This is a genomic window from uncultured Reyranella sp. (assembly GCF_945957355.1).
Taxonomy (GTDB): Bacteria; Pseudomonadota; Alphaproteobacteria; order Reyranellales; family Reyranellaceae; genus Reyranella.
On record NZ_CAMFKM010000002.1, the window covers coordinates 238827 to 262941 of the forward strand.

General features: G+C 67.7%; 18 protein-coding genes. 9 read left to right on the forward strand and 9 right to left on the reverse strand.

The genetic code is table 11. The features are described 5' to 3' along the window. The first annotated feature begins 2 nt into the window (after nt 1-2). Nucleotides 3-1433: a M48 family metalloprotease gene (locus Q0Q48_RS04260; protein ID WP_295134517.1), complete on the forward strand. Its 1431-nt coding sequence runs from the start codon at nt 3-5 to the stop codon at nt 1431-1433. 19 nt (nt 1434-1452) lie between these two features. Here the strand turns inward: Q0Q48_RS04260 and Q0Q48_RS04265 are convergent, their stop codons facing one another. The 6 genes from Q0Q48_RS04265 to Q0Q48_RS04290 all read right to left on the reverse strand — a co-directional run bounded on the left by Q0Q48_RS04265 (nt 1453) and on the right by Q0Q48_RS04290 (nt 7950). Next, nucleotides 1453-2262, reverse strand: a complete 810-nt coding sequence (locus tag Q0Q48_RS04265; RefSeq protein ID WP_295134519.1) for a hypothetical protein — start codon at nt 2260-2262, stop codon at nt 1453-1455. Between the two features lie 92 nt (nt 2263-2354). Next, entirely contained in the window at nt 2355-2882 is a 528-nt protein-coding gene (locus Q0Q48_RS04270; protein WP_295134523.1) for a CarD family transcriptional regulator, read from the reverse strand. A 290-nt stretch (nt 2883-3172) separates the two neighbouring features. Continuing rightward, nucleotides 3173-3508 (reverse strand): ferredoxin FdxA, encoded by a 336-nt coding sequence (gene fdxA / locus Q0Q48_RS04275; protein WP_295134526.1) that lies wholly within the window; start codon nt 3506-3508, stop codon nt 3173-3175. Between the two features lie 77 nt (nt 3509-3585). Then, the gene (locus Q0Q48_RS04280) at nt 3586-3840 is read right to left on the reverse strand and encodes an RNA-binding S4 domain-containing protein (RefSeq protein WP_295134528.1); all 255 of its coding nucleotides are present in this window, start codon (nt 3838-3840) and stop codon (nt 3586-3588) included. A 25-nt stretch (nt 3841-3865) separates the two neighbouring features. After that, complete coding sequence (locus Q0Q48_RS04285) at nt 3866-7132, reverse strand: helicase-related protein (RefSeq protein WP_295134531.1); 3267 nt, start codon at nt 7130-7132, stop codon at nt 3866-3868. Between the two features lie 59 nt (nt 7133-7191). Beyond that, entirely contained in the window at nt 7192-7950 is a 759-nt protein-coding gene (locus Q0Q48_RS04290) for a thioredoxin family protein (protein WP_295134533.1), read from the reverse strand. 256 nt (nt 7951-8206) lie between these two features. Between Q0Q48_RS04290 and Q0Q48_RS04295 the strand changes: the two genes are divergently transcribed. From Q0Q48_RS04295 to Q0Q48_RS04310, 4 genes are all read left to right on the forward strand, one after another. After that, nucleotides 8207-8950 carry a metal ABC transporter ATP-binding protein gene (locus tag Q0Q48_RS04295; protein WP_295134536.1) on the forward strand — a complete coding sequence of 248 codons (744 nt, stop codon included), beginning with the start codon at nt 8207-8209 and terminating at the stop codon, nt 8948-8950. Nucleotides 8951-8966: 16 nt separating this feature from the next. After that, a complete protein-coding gene (locus Q0Q48_RS04300) occupies nt 8967-9836 on the forward strand; it encodes a metal ABC transporter permease (protein WP_295134539.1) in 870 nt (289 codons plus the stop codon). Between the two features lie 98 nt (nt 9837-9934). Next, the gene (locus Q0Q48_RS04305) at nt 9935-10849 is read left to right on the forward strand and encodes an alpha/beta hydrolase (RefSeq protein ID WP_295135208.1); all 915 of its coding nucleotides are present in this window, start codon (nt 9935-9937) and stop codon (nt 10847-10849) included. Between the two features lie 34 nt (nt 10850-10883). After that, on the forward strand, nt 10884-11423 hold the full coding sequence (locus Q0Q48_RS04310) for a hypothetical protein (protein ID WP_295134542.1): 540 nt from the start codon (nt 10884-10886) through the stop codon (nt 11421-11423). On the opposite strand, the gene Q0Q48_RS04315 is transcribed toward Q0Q48_RS04310, so the two are convergent. Beyond that, the gene (locus Q0Q48_RS04315; RefSeq protein WP_295134545.1) at nt 11420-16243 is read right to left on the reverse strand and encodes an NAD-glutamate dehydrogenase; all 4824 of its coding nucleotides are present in this window, start codon (nt 16241-16243) and stop codon (nt 11420-11422) included. The genes Q0Q48_RS04310 and Q0Q48_RS04315 overlap by 4 nt on opposite strands. 450 nt (nt 16244-16693) lie before the next feature. Here Q0Q48_RS04315 and Q0Q48_RS04320 point away from each other — a divergent pair, with 450 nt between their 5' ends. The 3 genes from Q0Q48_RS04320 (at nt 16694) to Q0Q48_RS04330 (ending at nt 20948) form a co-directional block, all read left to right on the forward strand. After that, a complete protein-coding gene (locus tag Q0Q48_RS04320) occupies nt 16694-18562 on the forward strand; it encodes a ribonucleoside-diphosphate reductase subunit alpha (protein ID WP_295134549.1) in 1869 nt (622 codons plus the stop codon). A gap of 104 nt (nt 18563-18666) precedes the next feature. Then, nucleotides 18667-19629: a ribonucleotide-diphosphate reductase subunit beta gene (locus Q0Q48_RS04325; RefSeq protein WP_295134551.1), complete on the forward strand. Its 963-nt coding sequence runs from the start codon at nt 18667-18669 to the stop codon at nt 19627-19629. Nucleotides 19630-19970: 341 nt separating this feature from the next. Continuing rightward, the gene (locus Q0Q48_RS04330) at nt 19971-20948 is read left to right on the forward strand and encodes a tripartite tricarboxylate transporter substrate binding protein (protein WP_295134554.1); all 978 of its coding nucleotides are present in this window, start codon (nt 19971-19973) and stop codon (nt 20946-20948) included. On the opposite strand, the gene Q0Q48_RS04335 is transcribed toward Q0Q48_RS04330, so the two are convergent. After that, complete coding sequence (locus Q0Q48_RS04335) at nt 20935-22266, reverse strand: MFS transporter (RefSeq protein ID WP_295134557.1); 1332 nt, start codon at nt 22264-22266, stop codon at nt 20935-20937. The two genes, Q0Q48_RS04330 and Q0Q48_RS04335, sit on opposite strands and share 14 nt — an antisense overlap. A gap of 82 nt (nt 22267-22348) precedes the next feature. Between Q0Q48_RS04335 and Q0Q48_RS04340 the strand changes: the two genes are divergently transcribed. Then, nucleotides 22349-23323: a LysR substrate-binding domain-containing protein gene (locus Q0Q48_RS04340; protein WP_295134560.1), complete on the forward strand. Its 975-nt coding sequence runs from the start codon at nt 22349-22351 to the stop codon at nt 23321-23323. Here Q0Q48_RS04340 and Q0Q48_RS04345 read toward each other — a convergent pair. After that, complete coding sequence (locus Q0Q48_RS04345) at nt 23296-24033, reverse strand: pyridoxamine 5'-phosphate oxidase family protein (protein WP_295134563.1); 738 nt, start codon at nt 24031-24033, stop codon at nt 23296-23298. The two genes, Q0Q48_RS04340 and Q0Q48_RS04345, sit on opposite strands and share 28 nt — an antisense overlap. Between the last annotated feature and the right edge of the window lie 82 nt (nt 24034-24115).

Here is a 24115-nt window from a genome sequence, read left to right on the forward strand (position 1 = left end):
CCGTGGAAGTTCGCCGTATTCTGGCGCTGGTCGCGTTTTTGGCTGGCGTCGTGGCCAGTATCGGGGCCTGCACGCCGGCCGGAGCGCCGCCGGTCACAGCGGCTTCGGCTGCGGCGACCGGACGCGGAACCATTGTCCTGCCGCGGGAGATCGAGAAGCTCGTCGGCCCGGCCGATCAGCACGCCGCCCTCCAGGCCTATGTCGACCGGGTGGGCCAGCGCGTGGTCGCGGCGGCGGGCGTCGGCGGCTTCCGCTTCGTCGTGCTGGATTCGCCGGTCGCCAACGCGCACGCGGTCCAGTCCTACATCTTCGTCACGCGCGGCCTCCTGGCCCTGCTCGAGAACGAGGCCGAACTGGCCGCCGCGATCGGCCACGAGCTCGGCCATCTGGTGCGGCGCCATGCCGCGCAGCGCGCGCGCGTCCGCCAGACCGTGCTCGATGCGGCGGTCGAGGCGGCCGCCACCAGCGGCTCGGTCACCGTCGGCCGTGCGGTGGCGCAGGACGGGTTGCTCGCCCTGCGGCGCTACTCGCGCGAACAGGAGTTCGAAGCCGACAGGCTGGCCCTCGGCTACATCGTCAAGGCGGGGTATCGCGGCGATGCGATGGCCTCCCTGATCGACCGGCTTCGCCGGCAGAGCGCGCTGGAGGCCCAGATCATGGGCGAGGCCCCCGATATCGGCGACCGGCCGAGCGCGGCGTCGACCCATCCGGTTCCGGTGGAGCGCACCTCGGCGATCGCCGCCCTGCCGCTCGCAAACGCGCCCGGCGAATCAAACGAGAAGGGCTACTTCGCGGCCATCGACGGCATGTCGGTCGACGATCCGCCGAGCGAGGGCTTCATCCGCGGCCGGTCGTTCCTGCATCCGACCCTGCGCCTTTCTTTCACCGCCCCGCCTGGCTTCCGGCTGTTCAACGACAGCGATGGTGTGGTGGCAGTGAACCGCGACCGCTCGCTGATGTTGTTCTCCTGCCTGCCCACACCGGTGTCGGGCCCGCTCGACGACTGGATGCGCAACAAGCTGAAGCCCACGCCCACCGACATCCAGACCCTGGAGATCAATGGCAGCGAGGCGGCGATGGGCGCCCGGCCGCGCGGCTCGGACACCGGCCTGGGCCAGGCGCGCTACGTCGCCATCCGGGACGGCAACCGGGTGTGCAATTTCGCCCTCGTGAGCGAGGGCGCCGACCAGGACCGGCAGATCGAGGCGATGATCCGGGCCGCGCGGACGTTCCGCACCCTCACGCCGGCCGAGGCGGCGGCTCTGCAGCCCTACCGGCTGCGCATCGTCTCGCCGGCGGGCTCGACGCCGGCGCAGCTCGCGGCGCGGATGCCCTATCCCGATCTCCGGATGGAGCGCCTGCTCGTGCTCAATGCGGCGCAGATGCCGGCCGACCTCGGCAGCCGATCCGAGATCAAGATCGTCCAGCCTTAGGGCTGAGCGAAGCTCAGCCCTAAGGCTCGATCCGCTCCAGCACCGCGCCATCGGCATCGAGCGCCACCAGCGCCGGCGTGTCGCGCGTGACGGTCAGCACACGTCCCGTGTCCTGAGCGACGTTCTTCGACGGGCCGGTCCCGCGCACGATCCGATCGATGTCGGGCCAGCCGCCGTCGCGGGCCCTGCCCAGCGCCTCGTCGAGCGCCGAATCGGTCTGGGTGCTCCACCAGAAGGCATCGGCCTGTCCATCGAGCGGGCGACCGGGATCGACGCCCGTGGCGGCAAAAACCAGGCGTCCGTCGGCACTGAGGGCCGCGCGCGACAGGGCGTTCAGCAGATCGCTATGGCCGGGGCGGGCGGCCTGGCGCTCGCGCAGGCCCGACGTCCAGCGGGCGATGGCGAGCGAGCCGTTGCGGCTGGCGATGCGGCCCTCGGCGATCGAATGACCATAGGCCTCGATGATGGCGTCCAGCCCGCGCGACAGCATCCAGTCGAGCACGTCGAGCGGCGCCAGGGCGAACTGGAGCTGCAATACCTTGTGCCAGATCTCTTCCTGCGGCCCGCGCAGGAAGACGAAATCCTCCACCTCGGCGCCGGGCCGCGCCAGCAGGCGGCGGCGCAGCAGTAGCATGAGGTCGACCGTGCGGGGCGTGTTGCCGGCCGCGCCCAGCATGTTGCCCAGCACGACCAGCCGGTCGCCGGGGTGCCAGCGCTGCATCAGGGCGCCACCCAGCCTTTCCAGGGCCGTGTCGTCGCCCTTCAGGGACCCCAGCGCCCAGGTGGTACCGCCGTCACGCAGGCGGGCGATCGAGGCGACTTTGCTCATGAATCAGGAAGGGCTCTAACAGGCGGACATGAAAAAGGCGGCGCGACAGTGGAGTGTCGGCCGCCTTTTATCTCATTCCGTGACAGAACCGCCTAGGCGACCTTCTGCAGAACGCTGTTGAGCTTTTGGGTCGCGAGATCCTTGTCGATCCGCTCGACGGCGGCGAGCTCGCGGGCCAGCCGGTCCAGAGCGGCTTCGTAGATCTGCCGTTCGCTGTAGGACTGGTCGGGCTGGCCGGCATTGCGATGCAGGTCGCGCACGACTTCGGCGATCGACACCGGGTCGCCCGAGTTGATCTTGGCTTCGTATTCCTGGGCGCGGCGGTTCCACATGGCGCGGCTCACGCGGCTGCGGCCCTTCAGGGTCACCAGCGCGCTTTCCATGATCTTGCGCGAGCTCAGCTTGCGCAGACCGGAGATCTTCGCCTTGGCCACCGGAACGCGCAGCATCATGCGCTCCTGCTCGAACGAGATGACGAACAGGTCGAGCTTGTGACCCGCGATCTCCTTCGCCTCGATATCAATCACGCGGCCGACGCCATGCGTCGGGTACACCACGAAATCGCCCTTCTCGAAGGCGAATTCCTTCGCCTTGACGGGCGCCTTCTTCGGCTTGGCCATATCGTCTAGTCCCTTCACAACAGCCCCGCTTTCTGCGATACCGCGACCCACCGCATACGCTCCCCTGCGCATTCGGCCCGGCGTCCCAAGCATCGGTAAGTTTCTTTCGGATACCGACACGGACACCGAGCCAGCGGCGGACCGGACCCCGGACCGCTTCCAGCGGGAGTATGAATAGCAGAAATCAAGCGCAGAGTCGCGCTTTATGTTGCATTTCAGCAACGGTCTAGCCATGCAGAAACTGCATGACTATTGCAAAAGGTACAATAAGAGACTTGTAAGAGGGAAATTCAGCGGGCGGCAGGCTTGTCGCTGAAATACTTCTCAAACTTGTCCTTTTCGTCCTTGTACTGCTCCGCATCCGCGGGGGCTTCCCCCTTGCGCGTGATGTTCGGCCAAGAAACCGACAGGCTGCGGTTCAGCTCCAGCCACTTCTCCAGGCCCTTCTCGGTATCGGGCAGGATGGCGTTGGGCGGGCATTCGGGTTCGCACACGCCGCAGTCGATGCATTCGTCTGGATTGATGACCAGCATGTTCTCACCCTCGTAGAAGCAATCCACGGGGCACACTTCAACGCAATCCATGTACTTGCACTTGATGCAAGCTTCGGTAACGACATAGGTCATAAAGGCTCCAGGAACGAGCGGCGGCTGCTTAACGCGCGGGCCCCGGCGACGCAAGGCTGGCGATGGAGGGGCGTCATTTAGGTCGGGTCGATCTCTTCATACAACGTCCGTGCTTCCGGCGCCGGACCGCGCCGCTCTCCCAGGGCCATGATGCGCACCACCTTCACCTGGGGGCCCAGCGCGAAGGTGAGTACCATGCCGGGAACGACGGCAGCATGCGGCTTCTCGACGGCCCGGCCATCGATCCGGCAGCGCGACTTCTCGACGTAGCGGGCGGCCAGTGTACGGGTCTTGAAGAAGCGTGCATGCCAGAGCCACTTGTCGAGCCGCATGGCGCGTCAGCGCGTCACGGGGTGGTTACTTCTTTCCACCGAGCTTGAGTTCGAGCAGCTTGGCGAACGGCGAATCGGCTGCCGCATCGCCCTTGGTCTCGGTCGTCGCGTAGAGCCGCAAGGCCGGACCACCGCTGTCGCGCCGCGGAGGACGCGGGCCACGCCGGTCGTCGCGCCCGCGATTCTCCTGCGGCGGCCGCCCATCCTTGTTGCGATCCTGCCGCGGCCCCTCGGGCCGCGGACCGTCGGCACGTTGACCGCCGCCGGGACGCGGTCCACTGCGCGGACCGTCGTCCCTGCCGCGCGGCGGGCGTGGCGTGTCGGCGAAGAACTGGCGCTCGTTCGGGCGTTCCGGCCGGTCGCGGCGGCGCTGGTCGCGCTGCTCACGCTGCTGCTGGCGCTGGCGATCACGCTGCTCCTCGCGCTCGCGCACGAAGCGCGGCTTGATCGAGAAGGCGTGGAGCGGCCCGTTCTCTTCCGACGGCGGATGCACGCGATACCCGAGGCCGCGCAGCACGTTGGCCATTTCGGGCTCGGAGCAGCCGACCAGCGACATCATCTGCGGCGTCGCGCGGAACCAGCCCGGTGGCAACGGCCGCGGCTCCTTCTTGGCCGGCGTGGTTTCTGCCCGGGGAGCGGCGTCCTCGACCGGCGGGGGCGCATCCTCGGCCGCTGCTTCCGGCGCCGTTTCGCCCGGCGGCGATTCGGCCACGGGTTCCTCAGCGGCAGCCATTTCGGCCCCAGGGGCGGCTTCGACCACTGCTTCGGCGGCGGGGGCCTCCGCTACAGGCTCGACGGCCGGCTCGGCGGCGACGACAGGCTCGTGAGCGGTGGCTTCCGGCGCCGTCTCCGGCTCCGGTGCGGGTTCCGTCTCGCCGAATGCGGCGGCGACGATCGCCCATTCGCTGATTTCCTCGGCCGTCGCCGGTGCGGGGATCGCGGGCGCGGTGCCCGTCGGCTGGGCGGCGGGCTTCTTTTCCGGTCTGTCCTGCTGCTGCGAGCGGCGCGACGACTCGCGGCTCTCGCGCACGGCGGCGCGCGCCATGGCGGCGAGGCGCTCGACCATGTCGGCGCGGATCGCATGGTCGCCCAGCGGCAGGTAGCCGATGGCGGCGTAGAAATCGCGCTCGGCGTCGCGTGGCAGGTCCATCGACGTGCGGCCCTCGGCGGGCAGCGTCGGGATCGTCTCGCGGCCCTTGGCGACCATCCAGAGGCCGGCGCGCAGGCGGATCGGCACCGGCTTCAGCATGCTGGGGAAGTACAGCGAGAAGACGCCGATGCGGACGCCGAGACGGGCCAACGCCTTGCGATCCTCGTCGCTGAGCTGGGCGAGCTGTTCCTCGACCGGGCGGCGCTGCAGGACGCCGAGGCCCTCGCAGAGCTGGAAGATGACGCCGCGCGCCCCGGCCGGCAGTTCGGTCGTGGCGCGTGCATCCATCAATTCGCTGAGGCCGAGACGAATGCGGGTTTCCACCCAGGTCGCGGCACGCTTGCGCACTTCCTCGCGGGCCGGGCCGTCGAGCAGATCGGAGGCGATGGCCTCGACCTTGGGCGCCAGCACGTCGCCCGAGGGCAATAGCCGCGCCACGGGACCGCCGCCCCAGCAGACGCGCAGCTGGCCGTCGAAGACGATCTCGCCGTCCGGACTGTTCACGAAGGCCTGCAGGCGATCGGGCAGATCCTGGCGCAGCACGCGCAAGGCCGCGCTCAGCACCGCCTTCTGGTCGGCCTGTCCTTCGGTTGCATCCGGCACAAAACGGAAGCCTTCGATGCGCCCGAGATGCTCGCCTTCAACGGTGACTTCGCCTGCAGCGGCGACTGTCGAGTTCATTTCACCCTCATCACGCAATCTTCGTACAAGCAACGCCGCGCGTCTATCGACAAACCGTTGCGTGAGACGCTGATGCAAAACGTCGGAAAGCCGATCCTCTATGGCACGCGCGCGTTCCTGCCAATGGCTCGCCCGCTGAATCCAGTCTGGCCGGTGTGAAATATAGGTCCAGGTCCTGACGTGTGCGATCCTTGCCATCAACGTGTCGATGTCGCCGTCGAATCGCTCCAGGCGTTTCACATGGCTGTCGATCCAGTCTTCCGGCAGCCTTTCCCCACCCTGCGTCAGATGCCCGAAGATCTGGCCGAGCAGGGTCGTGTGCTCTTCCGTCATCGTCTTGCGGAAGTCGGGGACCTGGCAGACCTCCCACAGGAGCTTGACCCGCCGGGGCGAGTGCAGACGCGGCAAAAACGCCGAGTGCATGGCCAGGGTCTGCAGAGCGAGCTGATCGTCCTGCTCGCGCACGCGCTGGAGCGCGGCATGCGGCGGACTGGCGTTCAGCGTGGCAATCAGTGTCTGGACTGAACGGAAGTCGAGTTCGCTGTTGCGCCACTGGAGGTCACGCAGCGGATCGAAGCGGTGGTTCTCGATCGCCTCCACCACATCGGGCTCGAGCCCGCTCACGCCGGCGGTCGTGCCGAACGTGCCATCGTTCATGTGGCGGCCGGCGCGTCCGGCGATCTGTGCCAGCTCGCCGGTTCGCAGCGGTCGCGAGCTGCGGCCGTCATACTTGCGCAACGACGCGAACCATACGTGGTTCACGTCCATGTTGAGTCCCATGCCGATCGCGTCGGTCGCCACGAGGTAGTCGACCTCGCCGGACTGGAACATGTCGACCTGTGCGTTGCGCGTGCGCGGGCTCATCGCGCCCATCACCACCGCCGTGCCGCCGCGCTGGCGGCGGATCAGTTCGGCGATCTCGTAGACTTCGTTGGCCGAGAAGCCGACGACCGCGGACCGGCGCGGCAGGCGCGTCGCCTTCTTCGATCCGACATAGGTGAGATTGGAGAAGCGTGGGCGTGCCACCACGTCGATGTCGGGCAGCAACCGGTTCAGCACCGGGCGGATCGTGTCGGCACCCAGCAGCATGGTTTCGTTCAGGCCGCGCGCATGCAGCAGCCGGTCGGTGAAGAAGTGGCCGCGCTCCGGGTCGGACGCCATCTGCACTTCGTCGACGGCCAGGAAGGAGACCGGCCGGTCGACCGGCATCGATTCGACCGTGCAGACGAAGTAGCGCGCGCTGGAAGGCGCGATCTTCTCCTCGCCCGTGATCAGCGCGACCTGGGCGGCACCCTTCAGCTTGACGATGCGGTCGTAGTTCTCGCGCGCCAGGAGCCGCAGCGGGAAGCCGATCATGCCCGAATCGTGGCCGAGCATGCGCTCGATCGCGAGATAGGTCTTGCCGGTGTTGGTGGGACCGAGGACGGCGGTCAGGCGGCCGGAGGCGCCGGAAAGCGACATGGCGGCACCTTCGCCCGCAGGCGCGGCGGAAGCAAGGCAGACGGTTCCGGGCTCGCGGCTCAGCCCGAGTAGGCGGGTTCCAGCTTGTTGCAGCCGATCATCGGACCGTGGTCGGTCTGCTGCACCAGGACCGCCACACCCTGCGTGGGGCCGATGCGATCGCCGGCGATCGTCCAGTCCCTTGCCGTGCCGTCCCACCGGTCGACGAGTTCGAGCTGCCGCACCACGTTGAAGTTCTCGATCATGCGGCCCTGGTTCTCGCCGCTCTTCACCGGCGTGGTGTGCCGGCGGTCGTAAATGGCGAGCGTTACGTCCGCGCTGCGGCCGTCGAGCGGAAAGGCGGCCAGCCTGATGGTGAGCGGACCGCCGACGCCTCGCGAAAGCGTGGGGGTCGCCCGCCGGGGCGACTGGGCCTGCGCTCTGGCCAGCAGGGCTTCGATGGGTGCGCGATCACGACCGGTGTCGTGGCCGATGCCGTCGACCACCATCTCGGGGGTATAGACGTAGCGTTGCTTCAGCACGCGGGCATAGGCGCGCTGGCGTTCAGTGGTGTCGCGCGAAGCGAACGGATCCTTCCAGCCGATATAGTCCCAATAGTCGACATGGAAGGCGAGGGCGACGATGTCGGGCCGCATGGATAGGCGGCCGAGAAGAGCGTCGGCCGGCGGGCAGGAACTGCAGCCCTGCGACGTGAAGAGCTCGACCGCCCATGGACCTTCGCCGGTCGGCCGTGCCGACGCCGCCTGCGACAGGCCGGCCGCGACCGCGGCGGCACCGACCAGCAGGGATCTGCGGCGGGGAAGGAGGGGAAGCGACATGGCCGACAAGATGCGCGCGCTGTCCCCGGCCTGCCAATCAACAATCGCTCACCCACCGCTCACCAGCCGGTGACGTTGGGCTGGCGCCCCCTTATGGACTCCTTGAGGGTAATATTATAACAATCGGTTCGCATGCACCGACCGACCTCTCCCGGGACGACCCTGCTCGCCATGAGCGCTCCCGCCCGCATCGCGGCGGCGCTGGGCCTCTCGGCCGTATTGTGGCTGTGCGCCTGGTGGGCGCTGTAGGCCCGCCATGGATGCCGCGCTACGCCTCACCGACCTGACCGTGAGCTACGATCGGCACCCGGCGGTTCATCACGTGTCGGCAGAAATTCCGGCCGGTGAGATGACCGCCATCGTCGGCCCCAACGGCGCCGGCAAGAGCACGCTCCTGAAGGCCCTGCTGGGGCTGGCGCCGCGTATGGAGGGCCGCATCGAATGCACGGCCCGGCGCATCGCCTACCTGCCGCAGCAGGCCGAGGTCGATCGATCGTTCCCTATCTCGGTACTCGACACGGTCCTGCTCGGCCGCTGGTCGCGCTTCGGCGGCTTCAGGGCCGCCCAACCGGTCGATCTGCACGATGCCCAGCACGCCATCGAGGCGGTCGGTCTCTCCGGATTCGAGCGGCGTCCGATCGACACGCTGTCGGTGGGCCAGTTCCAGCGCGTGCTGTTCGCGCGCCTGCTTCTGCAGGATGCCGATCTCGTACTCCTCGACGAGCCGTTCGCCGCCATCGATAGCAAGACCGTGGCCGATCTGATGGTCGTGATTCGCCGCTGGCGGGAGGAGAAGCGCACCGTCGTCGCCGTGCTGCACGATTTCGACCAGGTCCGTCGCGACTTCCCGCACGCGCTGCTGCTGGCGCGCGAGCTGGTTGATGCCGGCCCGACCGCACGCGTGTTGTCGCCTGAGAACCTGCTGCGCGCCCGCGCCATGGCCGAGGCCTGGGACGACCAGGCCGGCGCCTGCGAAGCGCCGATGCGGCTCAGCGCCTGATCGATCGTTTCACGTCATGTTCTATGAGTATGTGATCGCGCCCTTCGCCGATTTCGGCTTCATGCGCCGTGCGCTGGTCGCAAGCCTTGCCTTGTCGATCGGCGGCTCGGCGATCGGCGTGTTCCTGATCCTCCGGCGCATGAGCCTGATGGGCGATGCGCTGGCTCACTCGCTGCTGCCAGGCGCGGCGATGGGCTTCCTGATCGGCGGCCTGTCGCTCCCGGCGATGAGTCTCGGTGGCTTCATCGCCGGCGTCGCGACGGCGCTGCTGTCGGGCATCATCGCGCGCTTCTCCAGCATGCGCGAGGATGCGAGCTTCGCCGCCGCCTATCTCACGGCGATGGCGCTGGGTGTGCTCATCGTCTCCTTGCGCGGCTCGGCGGTCGATCTCATGAACATCCTGTTCGGCGCGATTCTCGCCGTCGACGAGCAGGCGCTGATCCTCGTCGTGTCCACGGCGACGCTGACCCTGGCCGGACTTGCCGCGATCTATCGCCCGCTGGTCGTCGAATGCTTCAATCCGGGCTTCCTCACCGCCATGGGCGTGCGCGGCTCGCTCTACCACTATCTCTTCCTGTCGCTCGCCGTGCTGAACATGGTGGCGGGCTTTCAGGCGCTGGGGACCTTGATGGCGCTGGGGCTCATCCTGCTGCCGGCCGTCGCTTCCTCCTTCTGGGCGCGCGAGGTCTGGTCGATGAGCCTGGTCGCGGCGCCAATGGCATTCGCCTCGGCGGCGGTCGGCCTGCTGGTGTCGTTCCACGCCGGCCTGCCATCGGGCCCCGTGATCGTGCTGTTCGCCAGCTTCTTTTTTCTCCTGTCGCTGCTCTTCGGTTCGCGAGCCTCGGTGCGTGCGCGCCTGTCACGGCCGGTTCACTTGCGCGGCTGACGCGTCAGGCTAGGGTGACCTCCTCGGAGGAAACCACAATGACCAGCTCACCGCTGCCGGGCGTCACGCTCAAGACGACGACCGCCAACAACATCCATATGCGCTACGCCGAGGCCGGGACCGGTCCGCTGGTGCTGTTCTGTCATGGCTGGCCCGAGAGCTGGTACTCGTGGCGTCATCAGCTCCAAGCGGTGAGCGCGGCGGGCTTCCGCGCCGTGGCGCCGGACATGCGCGGCTATGGCGGCACGCAGTCGCCGGAGCCGATTGACCAGTACACGCTCTTCCATCTCGTGGGCGACATGGCCGAGCTGGTGAAGGCGCTGGGCGAGACCAAGGCGGTCATCGTGGGCCATGACTGGGGCGCGCCCGTCGCCTGGCATGCCGCCCTGTGGCGGCCGGATCTCTTCACCGCCGTCTCGGCCATGAGCGTGCCCTATGCGCCGCCGGGATATGTCGACATCCTGTCGGCCCTGGAGAAGCTCGGCATCGACAACTTCTACCTGCAGTATTTCCAGAAGCCCGGCGTCGCCGAGGCCGAGCTTCAGCAGGACATTCGCGGCGCCCTGCTCAAGCTCTACTACACCGCCAGCGGCGAGATGCTGGAGAAGGACAAGGGGTTCGGCCGGCTCACCGGCGGCACGCTGCTGGCCAACACCGTCGCGCCCGAGGCGCTGCCCGCCTGGCTGAGCGATGCCGACCTCGACTATTACGCCGGTGAGTTCGCCCGCGCGGGCTTCCGCGGCGGGCTCAACTGGTATCGCAACCTGCGGCGCAACTGGGAACTCAGCGGTCCGTGGCGAGGCCAGCCGATCCGCCAGCCCTCGCAGTTCATCGCCGGCAGCCGCGACGGCGTGCTGCGTTTCCCCGCCGCCAAGAGCCAGCTCGATGCCTATCCGACGACCCTGCCGGGCCTGCGCGGCAGCCACATCCTCGAGGGAGCCGGCCACTGGGTGCAGCAGGAGCGCGCGGCCGAGGTGAACGGCCTGCTGATAGAGTTCCTCAAGAGCCTCTGAGAGAAGACAGATGCACGCTCACCGTCGAGCCCTCGTGGCCTCCGCCCTCGCGATGGCGCTGCTGGGCGCCTGCGCCCCGCCGCCCGTGCAGCCTTCGGCGATGGTGCCCGATCTCGCGGGGCTGGCGCCCGGTCCGGCACCGGCCTATCGCCAGTCGATCACCGCCGCGCCGGTCGCCGGAGGTCGCGGTGTCTCGCCGCTCTGGACAGCCAGGATCGACAACGCCCAATTCCAGGCCTCGCTGGTGAGCACACTCGCCAATGCCGGTCTCGGCCAGGCCGCCGGCGGCCGCTACCGGCTCGACGCCACGCTGGCGAAGCTCGAGAGGCCCTTCGCGGGCTACGGCATGACCGTCGAGGCGGTGGTCGCCTACCGGCTCACCGACACGGTCACGGGGGCCGTGGTCTACGACGCCTCGCTCGCGACGCCCGGCACCGCGACCCTGGACGACGCGATCGACAACAACACGCGACTGGTCCTCGCCAACGAGCGCGCCGTACAGGTCAACCTGCGCCGGCTGGTCGAGGTGCTCTACGCGCTCCCCGACCGGCCGGTCGCGTCGTCCCGTCGCTAGACGAGGGTCCGCAGCTCGGCGGTGGCGACCGACAGCATCGCAAGGTCGATCGCACCGGCCGCGGCGAGATCCTCCTTCAGGAGCCTGTCCACGCGCTCCAGTGCGAGCTTGCGCGGTTCGCTCCAGGCGGCGAGGGCCGTGTCGGGGTCGCAGTCGCTGCCGCCGCTCGCGCGCAGGGCAGAGCGCAGCAAATCGGCATGGAGTGCGGCCAGCTCGTCCTGCAGGGCGAGTGCCGCCTGCGAGGGCCAAAGCCCCTCGCGCGGCAGTTTCAGAGCGGCATTGGCCAGCAGCGCGAGCGACAGCCGCTCGCCCAGCCGGAAATAGAGCCTCGCGGCGCTGCCGATCGTGCACCCGTTGGCTTCTGCCGCGAGAGCGAGGTCGCCGGCGGCGGCCAGTGTTTCGAGAGCGGCGGCGCGGCGCGCGAGATCGGCCGGCGCACCCATTGCCTCGAGGGCGGCGGAGCGTTCGCCCAGCGCCGCGCCCTCGGCCTCGCCCACCAGATCCGCGGGCAGGTCGCCCAGCTCGGCGACGGCGCGGCCGAGCTGAGCCGTTGCCGCCGTCGTGTCGAGCGGCTGCGGCAGGCGGCGCAGGACCCATTGCACGCCGCGCAGCACGAAGCGTTGCGAAGCGGTCAGCATGCGCACCTGCGCCGCGGCCTTGAGCGCGGGATCGAGTGCCTCGACGTCGGCCCACAGGTCGCGCAGCTTCCAGGCGTCGCGCACGACCGTGAAGGCCTGTGCGATGGCAGCCGCCGAGGCGCCGGTCCGCTGCGCCACCGTGTGCACGAAGGTCGGCCCGCATCGATTGACCAGCGAGCTCACGACCTGCAGCGTGGTGATCTCGCGGCGCAGGCGATGACCCCGAAGGGCTGCCGGGTACTTCTCCTGCAGGGCCGTCGGGAAGTAGCGCAGCAGTTCCTCTTCCAGGCGCGGATCGTCGGGCAGGCCGGAGGCGAGGATCTCCTCGTTGAGGTCGATCTTGGCGTAGGCCAGCAGCACCGAGAGTTCGGGCCGCGTCAGCGGCTGGCGGTTCTGGGCGCGCCCGCGCATGGCGGCGGAATCGGGCAGGAACTCGACGGTGCGGTCGAGCCGGCCCTTGCGTTCCAGTCCGCGCATTAAGCGCTCCAGCCGGTCGTGCTCCTCGGCCGCCTGGCCCTCGGCGACACTGACCGCCTGGCTCTGCTGGTAGTTGTGACGCAGCACCAGGCTCGCGACCTCGTCGGTCATGGAGAAGAGCAGCGCGTCGCGCTCGTCGGCGGCCAGCGCACCCGAGGCGATGGCGCCGCCGGTCGCGATCTTGATGTTGACCTCGTGGTCGGACGTATCGACGCCCGCCGAATTGTCGAGCGCGTCGGTGTTGATCTTGCGCCCGGCCAGCGCCGCTTCGATCCGGCCGCGTTGCGTGAAGCCGAGATTGGCGCCTTCGCCGATCACCCGCGCGCGCAATTGGGCGGCATCGACGCGGATGGAATCGTTGGTGCGGTCGCCGGCATCGGCATTGGTCTCGCCCGATGCCTTCACGTAGGTGCCGATGCCGCCGAAATAGAGCAGGTCGACCGGCGCCGTCAGGATGGCGCGCAGGAGATCGAGCGGCGCCATGGCGGGCTGGTCGATGCCCAGCACGGCGCGTGCCTCGGGCGACAGCGCCACCGACTTGGCCGCGCGGTCGAAGATCGCGCCGCCCGCCGACAGCAGGCTCCTGTCGTAATCCATCCATGAGGAGCGCGGCAGGGCGAACAGCCGTTGCCGCTCCGTCAGGCTGGTCGCGGGATCGGGCGAGGGATCGATGAAGATGTGGCGATGGTCGAAGGCGGCCACGAGCTTGATGTGTGGCGACAGCAGCATGCCGTTGCCGAACACGTCGCCCGACATGTCGCCGACGCCGGCCACCGTGAACGGTGTGGTCTGGATATCCTGGCCGAGTTCGCGGAAGTGGCGCTTCACCGATTCCCACGCACCGCGCGCGGTGATGCCCATCTTCTTGTGGTCGTAGCCCGCCGAGCCGCCCGAGGCGAAGGCGTCGTCGAGCCAGAAGCCGTAGTCGCGCGCCAGCGCGTTGGCGATGTCGGAGAAGGTGGCGGTACCCTTGTCGGCGGCGACCACGAGATAGGGATCGTCGCCGTCGTGGCGGACCACGTCGGCGGGCGAGACGACGGCCCCGGCGGCATAGTTGTCGGTGATGTCGAGCAGGCCGCGGATCAGGGTCTGGTAGCAGGCGATGCCTTCGGCCTGGACCTGCTCGCGAGTGCCCCCGATGGGAGGCTGCTTCACGTAGAAGCCGCCCTTGGAGCCGACGGGAACGATGACGGCGTTCTTCACCATCTGCGTCTTCATCAGGCCGAGGATCTCGGTGCGGAAATCCTCGCGCCGGTCGGACCAGCGGATGCCGCCGCGCGCCACCCGGCCGCCGCGCAGATGAATGCCTTCCATGCGCGGGCTGTAGACGAAGATCTCGACCAGGGGGCGCGGCGCCGGCAGCTCGTCGATGGCGCGGCTGTCGATCTTGAGGGAGATCCAGTCCTTGGTGCCGGCGGCCTGCCAGTAGTTGGTGCGCAAGGTGCAGGTCACGGCATTGTGGAAGCGCCGCAGGATCCGGTCCTCGTCGAGCGTCGTGACGGCTTCGAGGGCAGAGGCGAAGTCCGCGTCGATTGAAGCGATCCTGCGGATACGGTCATCGGACGTTGCTTCGCCCAGCGCCGGATCGAATCGGGCGATGAACAGGTCGACGAGCAGGCGCGCGACCTTCGGATAGGCCGCCAGGGCGCGCTCCATGTATTCCTGGCTGAACGGGATGCCGGCCTGCCGCAGATATTTCGCATAGGCGCGCACGATGGCGATCTCGCGCCAGGCGAGGCCGGCGCCGAGGATCAGCCGGTTCAGCCCGTCGTTCTCGAGCAGGCCCGCGCGCAGTTTCTCCAGCGCCTCGATGAAGCGTGGTCCCGACGCGGCGAGATCGACCGGCGATTTGTCCGCGGTCTCGACCCTCAGCACCTGCATCGCCACGCCATACGCCTGGTCGTCTCCGCCGTCCTTGCGCAGCAGGAACGGCGTTTCGCTGATGACGCGCAGTCCGAGGTTCTCGGCGAGCGGCAGGATATCGGAGAGGGCGACGGGCTTGCGCGGATGATACAGCCGAAGCGCGAAGCGATGCGCCGGCATGCCAGTCCGCCGGCCGACCTGCACGCCGAATCCCGCGCCGTCCGCGAAGGCCTGCAACTGCTCAATGTCGCGCAGCGCCTGCGCCGCGTCGTACGTCTCGCGATAGACCGACGGGAACCAGCCGCGCCAGCGCCGGGCAGCCGCGCGGCCCTCGGCTTCGCCGAGCTTGTCCTGCAGGGCCGCGCGCAGCCTGTCGTTCCATGACGTCGCCGCCTCGACCAGGTCGCGCTCGAGGGCGGCGAGGTCGGGGCCGGCCTGCTCGGGCGCGCGCAGCTTCAGCGTATAGAGCGACTGGACCAGCGCGGCACCGCTGCCGACCGACGTGGCGACCGACGCCACCTCGCCGTTCCAGGCCGTCTCCAGGATTGCAGCGAAGCGATCGGAGAGGGCGGCGCCGAAGCGTTCACGCGGCACGAACACCAGGGCGGTCGCGAAGCGTCCGACCGTGTCGAGGCGCGAGAACAACGCCACGCGACGGCGCTCCTGCAGCTGCAGGATGCCCAGCACGTGGTCGTAGAGCGTCTCCTCGTCGATCTGGAACAGTTCGTCGCGCGGATAGGAATCGAGGATCGCCAGCAGCGTCTTGCCGTCGTGCCCGTGGCGGTCGAAGCCCGAGCGGCGCAGCAGCGTCTCGACCCGGCCGCGCAACAGCGGCACGTCATGCACCGCGGCGTGATAAGCGGCCGAGGTGAACAGGCCAACCAGCCGATGCTCGCCCGTGACCCTGCCGTCGGCGTCGCAGGTCTTCACGATCACGCAGTCCATCGCGCCGATGCGATGGACCAGCGACTGGCGGTCGGTCTTCACGATCAGGATGTTGTGCGGGCCGCGGGCGAAGCGGGCCATCGCCTCGCCGCTGCCGACGCCGACACCGAACAGCCGGACCTCGTCGCGGCGCAGGATGCCCAGCGCCGATCCTGGCACCAGCTCGTAGCGCAGGCCGGCGGGCTGACTCGCATCCTCGACATAGCGATAGCGGCGATGGCCGAGGAAGGTGAAGTGGTTGGCCTCGAGCCAGCGCAGGAAGTCCTCGTACTCCGCGAGGCCCGGTGCGCGGCCCGGTGCCAGGTCGGCGATGGCGTCGAGGCAGGCGCGGCGCATCGCACGCCAGTCGTCGACCGCCAGCCGTACCTCGGCCAGCACGCGCGTCAGCGCCGCCGCGATCTCGTCGAGCAGCACCGGATCGGTCTGTCGGTCGATCTCGATGTGCATCATCGATTCGGGCCGCGCCCGTTCACCGGCCTCGAGGGCAATTCCCACCAGGTCGCCGTCGAGGTCGCGGCGCGCCGCCATCACCGGATGCGCGAGCAGATGCACGGCGATCTCGCGGCGATTGAATTCGTTGGCGATCGAATCGACCAGGAACGGCATGTCGTCGTTCACGATCTGCACGATCGTATGACGGCTCTCGAACCCGTGGTCGGCAAGGGACGGGTTGAAGATGCGGACCTTGGCGACGCCCGGCAGGCGGCGGCGGGCGAAGGCCAGCAGGGAAATCGCGGCCGCGCCCCGCTGATCCGCGGGCGCGGCGGCCAGGTCCTTGTCGGACAGCCGGCCGAACAGCCTGCGCGCAAATTGTGCGGAGTCCTCGCCGCCGGCCTGGAGGGCGGCGGCGCAAATGGCGTCCAGCCCATAGACGCGCGGCACCGAAGCGGTGACCATATTTTGTGCATTCCTCCGGGAATCCTGGGCGGATGTTACGCCGGACCATGACATTCTGACGACGGACTCTTGGCGAAGCCGGGAATGCCCATCGAATCTCACATTTGGCGGGGTGCCCCGGCGATGGCAGGCCGATTCGCTGCGGTTTCTGTTGGAGGCCCACGGAATCCGCGGGAAAGCGCGTTTTGTTCTCGTCTGATGCTGCACCTGCGAAGAGCCGAAAACCCCTCGGGAAACAGAATTTCAAACCGATTTTTTGCGCGTCTTTTCAGGTGCTTAACCAACCATTCTTGAGATTCACAAACGGGGAATAAATTTCGCAATGACAGGGTCGGCGCCGTGCGTACTATCTATGGATAGTGGGGAGCGGCCAACGGCTCCCAAGATGTAGGTATCTTCCACAGAGTGTTCTATCCACAACTGTGGACAAAAAGAAAAAGGGGACCGCAAGTGTTTGATGTCGTTCAAGTTCGAAGCGGTGCGCGGGTTGTGACCGATTCCGCCCGGGATTCCCGCCTGACGGCCTTCGGCAAGGCCACTCTGACCGACCGGTATCTTCTGCCAGGCGAAGACTACCAGGACATGTTCGCGCGCGTCGCCTCGGCCTATGCCGACGATGACGCCCATGCCCAGCGTCTCTACGACTACATCAGCAATCTGTGGTTCATGCCGGCCACGCCCGTGCTCAGCAATGGGGGGACCAAACGCGGCCTGCCGATCTCGTGCTTCCTCAACGAGGCGAATGACAGCCTCGAGGGCATCGTCGGCCTGTGGAACGAGAACGTGTGGCTGGCATCGCGTGGCGGCGGCATCGGCTCCTACTGGGGCAATCTCCGTTCGATCGGCGAAAAGGTCGGCATGAACGGCAAGACCTCGGGCGTGGTGCCGTTCATCCGCGTCATGGACTCGCTCACTCTGGCGATCAGCCAGGGCTCGCTGCGCCGCGGCTCGGCCGCCGTCTACCTGCCGGTGAACCATCCCGAGATCGAGGAGTTCATCGAGATCCGCCGGCCGACAGGCGGCGATCCCAACCGCAAGGCGCTGAACCTGCACCATGGCCTCTTGATCTCCGACGCCTTCATGCGCGCGGTGGAGAATGACGAGGAGTGGGCGCTGGTCAGCCCCAAGGACGGCGCCGTGCAGCGCACCGTCTCGGCGCGCGCCCTGTGGATCCGCATCCTGACCGCGCGCGTCGAGACCGGCGAGCCGTACCTGGTGTTCGTGGATCACGTGAACAACGCGCGGCCCGAGCATCACAAGCTCGCGGGCCTCGAGGTCAAGACCTCGAACCTGTGCAGCGAGATCACGCTGCCGACCGGCGTCGATCATCACGGCAAGCAGCGCACTGCCGTCTGCTGCCTGTCGTCGCTCAATCTCGAGACCTATCTCGAATGGCACGAGCATCCGACGTTCATCGAGGACGTGATGCGGTTCCTCGACAACGTGCTTCAGGGCTTCATCGACACCGCGGGCTCCGACTTCGCGCGCGCCACCTATGCCGCGATGCGCGAGCGTTCGGTCGGCCTGGGCGTCATGGGCTTCCATTCCTTCCTGCAGGCCAACGGCATTCCGCTGGAATCCGTGATGGCCAAGGTGTGGAACAAGAAGATGTTCAAGCACATCCGCGCCCAGTGCGACGAGGCGTCCCTGACGCTCGGCAAGGAGCGCGGCGCCTGCCCGGATGCCGCCGACTTCGGCTTCCAGGACCGCTTCTCCAACAAACTCGCGATCGCGCCGACCGCGTCGATCTCGATCATCTGCGGCGGCGCCTCGCCGGGCATCGAGCCGTCGGCCGCCAACGTCTACAACCACAAGACCCTCTCGGGCTCCTTCGTGGTGCGCAACCCGTACCTCGAGAAGGTCCTGGCGCAGAAGGGCCGAAACGACGAGGACACCTGGACGGCGATCATGACCGACCAGGGATCGGTGCGGAATCTCGACTGCCTCGACGACCACGAGAAGGCGGTGTTCAAGACCGCGTTCGAGATCGACCAGCGCTGGCTGATCGAGCACGCGGCCGACCGCACGCCCTATATCTGCCAGAGCCAGTCGCTGAACATCTTCCTGCCGGCCGACGTGCACAAGCGCGACCTGCACCAGATCCACATGATGGCCTGGAAGCGCGGCGTGAAGAGCCTCTACTACTGCCGCTCGCTCTCCATCCAGCGCGCCGAAAGCGTGGCCGGCGAAGCTCTCGCTGCACCGCTCGGCGACCATGCCCTTACGGCGCCTAGAATCGATGCTCCCTCTTCTCTGCCGCTCGGAACGCCGCCGGGTACTCAGAGCAACGACTACGAAGAATGTCTTAGCTGCCAGTAACGAGCGTTGTCCCCCTGTCGCGTTCCCGGCGTTCGGGACCGCGACAGGGGATTTTAATTTCAAGCGACCCCATTCATTCGCCCGACATATTGGACACGCGCGCCATGTCACTCCTCGACGCCAAACCGATCTACAAGCCGTTCCATTACCCGTGGGCCTATGACGCCTGGCTGACGCAGCAGCGCATCCACTGGCTGCCCGAGGAAGTGCCGCTGGCCGACGACGTCAAGGACTGGCGCAACAAGCTGACCGACAGCGAGCGTCACCTGCTGACGCAGATCTTCCGCTTCTTCACCCAGGCCGATGTCGAGGTGAACAACTGCTACATGCGGCACTATTCTCGGGTCTTCAAACCCACGGAAGTGCAGATGATGCTGGCCGCCTTCTCGGCGATGGAGACGGTGCACGTCGCCGCCTACAGCCACCTGCTCGACACGATCGGCATGCCCGAGACCGAGTACTCCGTCTTCCTCACCGTCAAGGAGATGAAGGACAAGTACGACTACATGCAGGGCTTCAACGTCGACTCGAAGGCCGACATCGCCAAGACGCTGGCCGTGTTCGGCGCCTTCACCGAAGGCCTGCAGCTGTTCGCCAGCTTCGCCATGCTGATGAACTTCCCGCGCTTCAACAAGATGAAGGGCATGGGCCAGATCGTGACCTGGTCGGTGCGCGACGAGACGCTGCACTGCAACTCGATCGTCAAGCTGTTCCGCACTTTCATCCAGGAGAATCCGGAAGTCTGGACCGAGGAGCTGCAGCGCGAGATCTACGTTGCCTGCTCGACCATCGTCGACCATGAGGACGCCTTCATCGACCTCGCCTTCGAGCAGGGTGGTATCGAGGGCATGACCGCCGTCGACGTGAAGCGCTACATCCGCTACATCGCCGACCGCCGCCTGACCCAGCTCAGCCTGCAGCCCATCTATCGCGCGGACGCCAAGAACCCGTTGCCCTGGATGGACCAGATGCTGAACGCCATCGAGCACACCAACTTCTTCGAGAACCGCTCGACCGAATACTCCAAGGCCTCGACGCGCGGCACCTGGGAAGAGGCGTTCAGCTAGGTTCGTCCCGGGTGGATCCGCAGCACTCATAACCACCTCATGCTGAGGAGGCTGCGGAGCAGCCGTCTCGAAGCATGGGCTATACACACCACGCTTGTTGTCCATCCTTCGAGACGCGCGCGGCGCGCGCTCCTCAGGATGAGGTCAGTGGGTGAACCTGGGCCGGGCGGCCCAGGCGTCGCGGGCACTCAGAAAATATTGCGGCGCAGCGAAAAGATTCGATGCTCCGATAGGAGCGTTGCTCCCTTCCGCCTCCCCACACGACCGATGTAGGCTTCCTCAGCTGAGCATCCAGTTGCGTTGCGTACACGCGTCGTAATGAAACTGTGGAGGCCGCAAGCATGAAAATTCGTCGCCGTTCTCTGGCGCATCTCGCCGTCGGTGCCGCCGCGTTGCCGTTCGCGCCCGGCCCGGCGCGGGCACAGGCCTATCCGTCACGAACCGCGCGCATCGTTGTCGGCTTTCCTGCCGGCGGCGCCACCGACATCCAGGGCCGCCTGATGGCCGAATGGCTGACCGAGCGGCTCGGGCAGCAGTTCATCGTCGAGAACAAGCCGGGCGCCAGCGGCAACATCGGCACCGAGACGGTCGCCAAGGCGGCGCCCGACGGCTACACGCTGCTGCAGGTCGTGACGCCGCATGCGATCAACACGGCGCTCTATTCCAATCTCAGCTTCGACTTCATGCGCGACATCGCGCCGGTCATCTATTCCGCGCGACTGGCCTACCTCGTCGTGGTGAATCCGTCGGTGCCGGCGAAGACGCTGCCAGAGTTCATCGCCTACGCCAAGGCCAACCCCGGCAAGATCAACTACGGATCGGCGGGGCAAGGCACGCCGCAGAACATCGCCTGCGAGCTCTTCAAGATGATGACCGGCGTGAACCTGGTCCATGTCCCGTACAAGGGCGGCGCACCGGCCGTCGCCGACCTGATCAGCGGCCACGTGCAGGTCATCTTCGCGCCGCTGTCGGAGTCGATCCAGCAGGTCAAGGCCGGCAAGCTGCGCGCGCTGGCGGTGACGACCAAGACGCGTCTCGAGGTATTGCCGGACGTGCCGACGGTGGCGGAATTCGTGCCGGGTTACGAAGCCAGCGGCTTCGCCGGCATCGGCGTACCCAAGGGCACGCCGATCGAGATCATCACCCTGCTGAACAAGGAACTGAATGCCGGCCTCGCCAGCGACAGGATCAAGACCCGGATTGTCGAGCTGGGCGGCACGCCGATGGGGGGCACGCCGGCGGAATTCGGCGCGATCCTCATGGAGGCCACCGACAAGTGGGCAAAGGTGATCAAGGCCGCCGGCATCAAGGCCGAGTAGCACCGGCCGGCAGAAGCAGGATCGCCGCCGCGGCACCCAGTCCGGATGCGGCGGAGGCGAGCAGGAACACCGAGGCGTAGGCGCTCGCTTCCTGTTCCAACCCAAGCGCGGCACCCAACGCTGCGATCCCGAGTGCGAAGCCGCCCTGGCGCATGACAATGGTGAGCGCCGAGGCCATGCCCGCTTGCGCGGGCGGCGCCAGCGTGACGACCGCGCCCGAAAGCTGCGACTGCACGAGCGCCGTGCCGGTTGCGATCACGGCCATGCCGAGGAGTGCCATCGTCCAGGTGGGCTGCAGCGCCAGAGCAAGGTCGCCCGCGGCGATCGTCACGAGCCCGCAGGTGAACAGCGCACGCCATCCCCATCGCGTCGCCAGGCGGCCGGCGAGCGGCGGCAGGAAGACCATCGGCACGGTCGCTGCGAGGAGGGCGACGCCGGCCTGCGCGGTGGAGAGGCCGAAGGCCGTCGTCAGGAACAGCGGCAGGTAGACCAGCACCGCCCAATAGCCGATCGACACGGTGATCAGCAGCACGGCGACGGCGATCATCGCCGGCTGGGTCAGCAGCGCGGGATCGAGGACCGGGTGCGGTCGGCGTTTTTGCTGCATGACGAACAGAGTGGCGCAGGCCAGGCTTGCCCCAGTGCCGATCGCGAGATGCAGCGTCGTGCGGCCGGCCAGCAACGTCTCGATGGCGATGCCGAGCGCCAGGGTGAGCAGGGCGATGCCCATGAGATCGAGCGGCCTTGCCGCGTCGGCACGCTCCTCGGCGACGAGCCGCGGCACGATCCACGCGGCCAGGAGACAGAACGGCAGGTTGGCGAGGAAGATCCAGCGCCAGCCGAACCAGGCGGCGACCGCACCGCCCAGGGTCGGGCCGAGCGCCATCGCCGCGCCCGAGACGATTCCCGCGAGGCCGAAGGCGCGCGCACGGTCGGCCGGATCGGGATAGGCGCTGGCGGTCAGCGCGATCGAGCCGGTGATCACGAACGCGGCTCCGAGCCCCTGTGCGACGCGCGCGACCCATAGGCTCGGGCCGTCCCACGCCAGCCCGCAGGCGAGCGAGGCCACGGCGAACAGCATATTGCCGGCCAGCAGCGCGCGTCGTCGCCCGTGCCGGTCGGCCAGCGCGCCCGAGGCGAGCAAGGTGGCGGTGAAGGCCAGGCTGTAGGCATCCATCGTCCAGGCATAGGCCGCGAGGCCGAAGCCGAGATCGTCGCCGATGGTCGGCAGGGCGACCACGACGGCGGTGACGTCGAGCTGGGTGAGGAAGCCCGCGAAGGAGAGGGCGAGAGCGGGCGTGCGCCGGAATCTTTTCATGACGGCAGTGATGACGCCTCGCGCGCGCCGGCCCGAGCGCCAAGCATTCACTTCGGCATGAATATGGTTCATGATACGGGAAATGCGCTCCCTCCCGCCTTTCGACGCCCTGGTCGCCTTCGACACCGCGCTCCGCCATCGCAGCATGACGCGGGCGGCGGCCGAGCTCGGCATGACCCAGAGCGCGGTCAGCCACCGGCTGCGCCGGCTCGAAGCTTATGTCGGTGCGCCGCTGCTCCATCGCTCCAGCACCGGCCTCAGCGCGACGCCGGCCGGCACGACATTGGCCGCTGGTCTCACCGAGTTGCTCGACGGCCTCTCGGATTTGCGTGCGCGCTGTCGTGCGGTTGCCATGCCGTCCGGGCTCAGGGTGGGTGTAGGAGCGGCGCTTGCGGACTACTGGCTCGTGCGACGGCTGCCGGCTTTTGCTGCCGCGAATGCCGGCCTGGAAGTCGAACTCACCATCGTGGAGAGCGAGGCCGAACTGCGCGCGACCGACATCGACATTCATATCTTGTGGCAGCCCACAGCGACGGCGCGCTCCTCCTCGACGCAGCGGCTCCTGTTCCAGGAGCAGGTCTTCCCGGTGTGTGTTCCGGAACTGCTGCCGGCCGGCCGGACGCTGCGCGATCCCAGGGCGCTGGCGACGCTGCCGCTGCTGCACAAGGGAACGCCCGGCCGCGGCCAGGGCGCGGAATGGTCATGGCCGGTCTGGTTCGAGCGGCTGGGCATCCCCGGCAAGCCGCCGACGGCGGCGTTACGCTTCGCCAACATCCACACCGCGATCTCGGCGGCGTTGCAGGGAGCGGGCGTTGTCATGGCGCGCTCGCTGCTGGTGCACGATGCGCTGAAGGACGGCCGGCTTGTGCGCGTACTGCCGTCGTCCTGGGACATGCCGTCGAGCAAGGCCCATATCGTGCGCTGGCCCGCCGCCCTGACGGGCGACGAGCGCGTAAGTCGCTTCGTGACGTGGGCGATTGCGGAGGCCGAAAGAACGACGGGTCAGACCATGAGGGTCCGCCGCGCGGCTCAGCCTTCGCCGAAGGTCCGCTTGTAGGTCTTGCTCATCACCTCGTCGAGGCGCGCGCCGGGCACGAAGTCGCACATCTCGTCCGGCCGCGTGAGGCCTGGAAGCTGGCGGGCGCAGTCGGACGGCTCGCCGATCACCTGGGTGACCGGATACAGGGCCGACCAGGCGGGAACGCCTGCGTAGTCTTCCTCTTCGTCGGCGACATGCTTGTCGCGGATCTTGCCCGACGCCATTTCGATTTCCATGCCGATCATGGTCGTCGCCTTGAACTCCTGCTTGTTCGGCTGGCGGATGAGCTTCGAGCGGCCGGGATAGATGCGGTCGATGAAGCGGTCCATCAGCTTCAGCTTCTCTTCCGGATCGTCGATCACGTGCGCCTTACCGAAGGCCATGACGGCGCGGTAGTTCACCGAATGGTGGAAGCCCGAGCGCGCCATCACCAGCGAATCGAGATGCGTGACGGTGAGGCAGACGTCGACGCCTTCCTTCTGGCTGCGGATCATGCGGCTCGCGGACGAGCCGTGCCAGTAGAGGTGGCTGCCCTCGCGCCAGAAGGCGGTCGGCGTGCAGTAGGGGCGGCCGTCGATCACGTAGGCGATGTGGCAGACCAGCGCCGCATCCAGGATCGCGTGGATGGTTTCCTTGTCGTAGCGGCCGCGCTCGTGGACGCGCTTCACCTTGTTGACGTTGGTGACGGGATAGCTGTCGGGAGGCGTGACGGAATCGGGAGGGCTCATGGCTTGACCTTTGGCGCACCGGAAAAGGGGTTGCTTGCGGGGCGACCATCGTCGCGATACGGATCAGGTGAAAGAGCCGGTT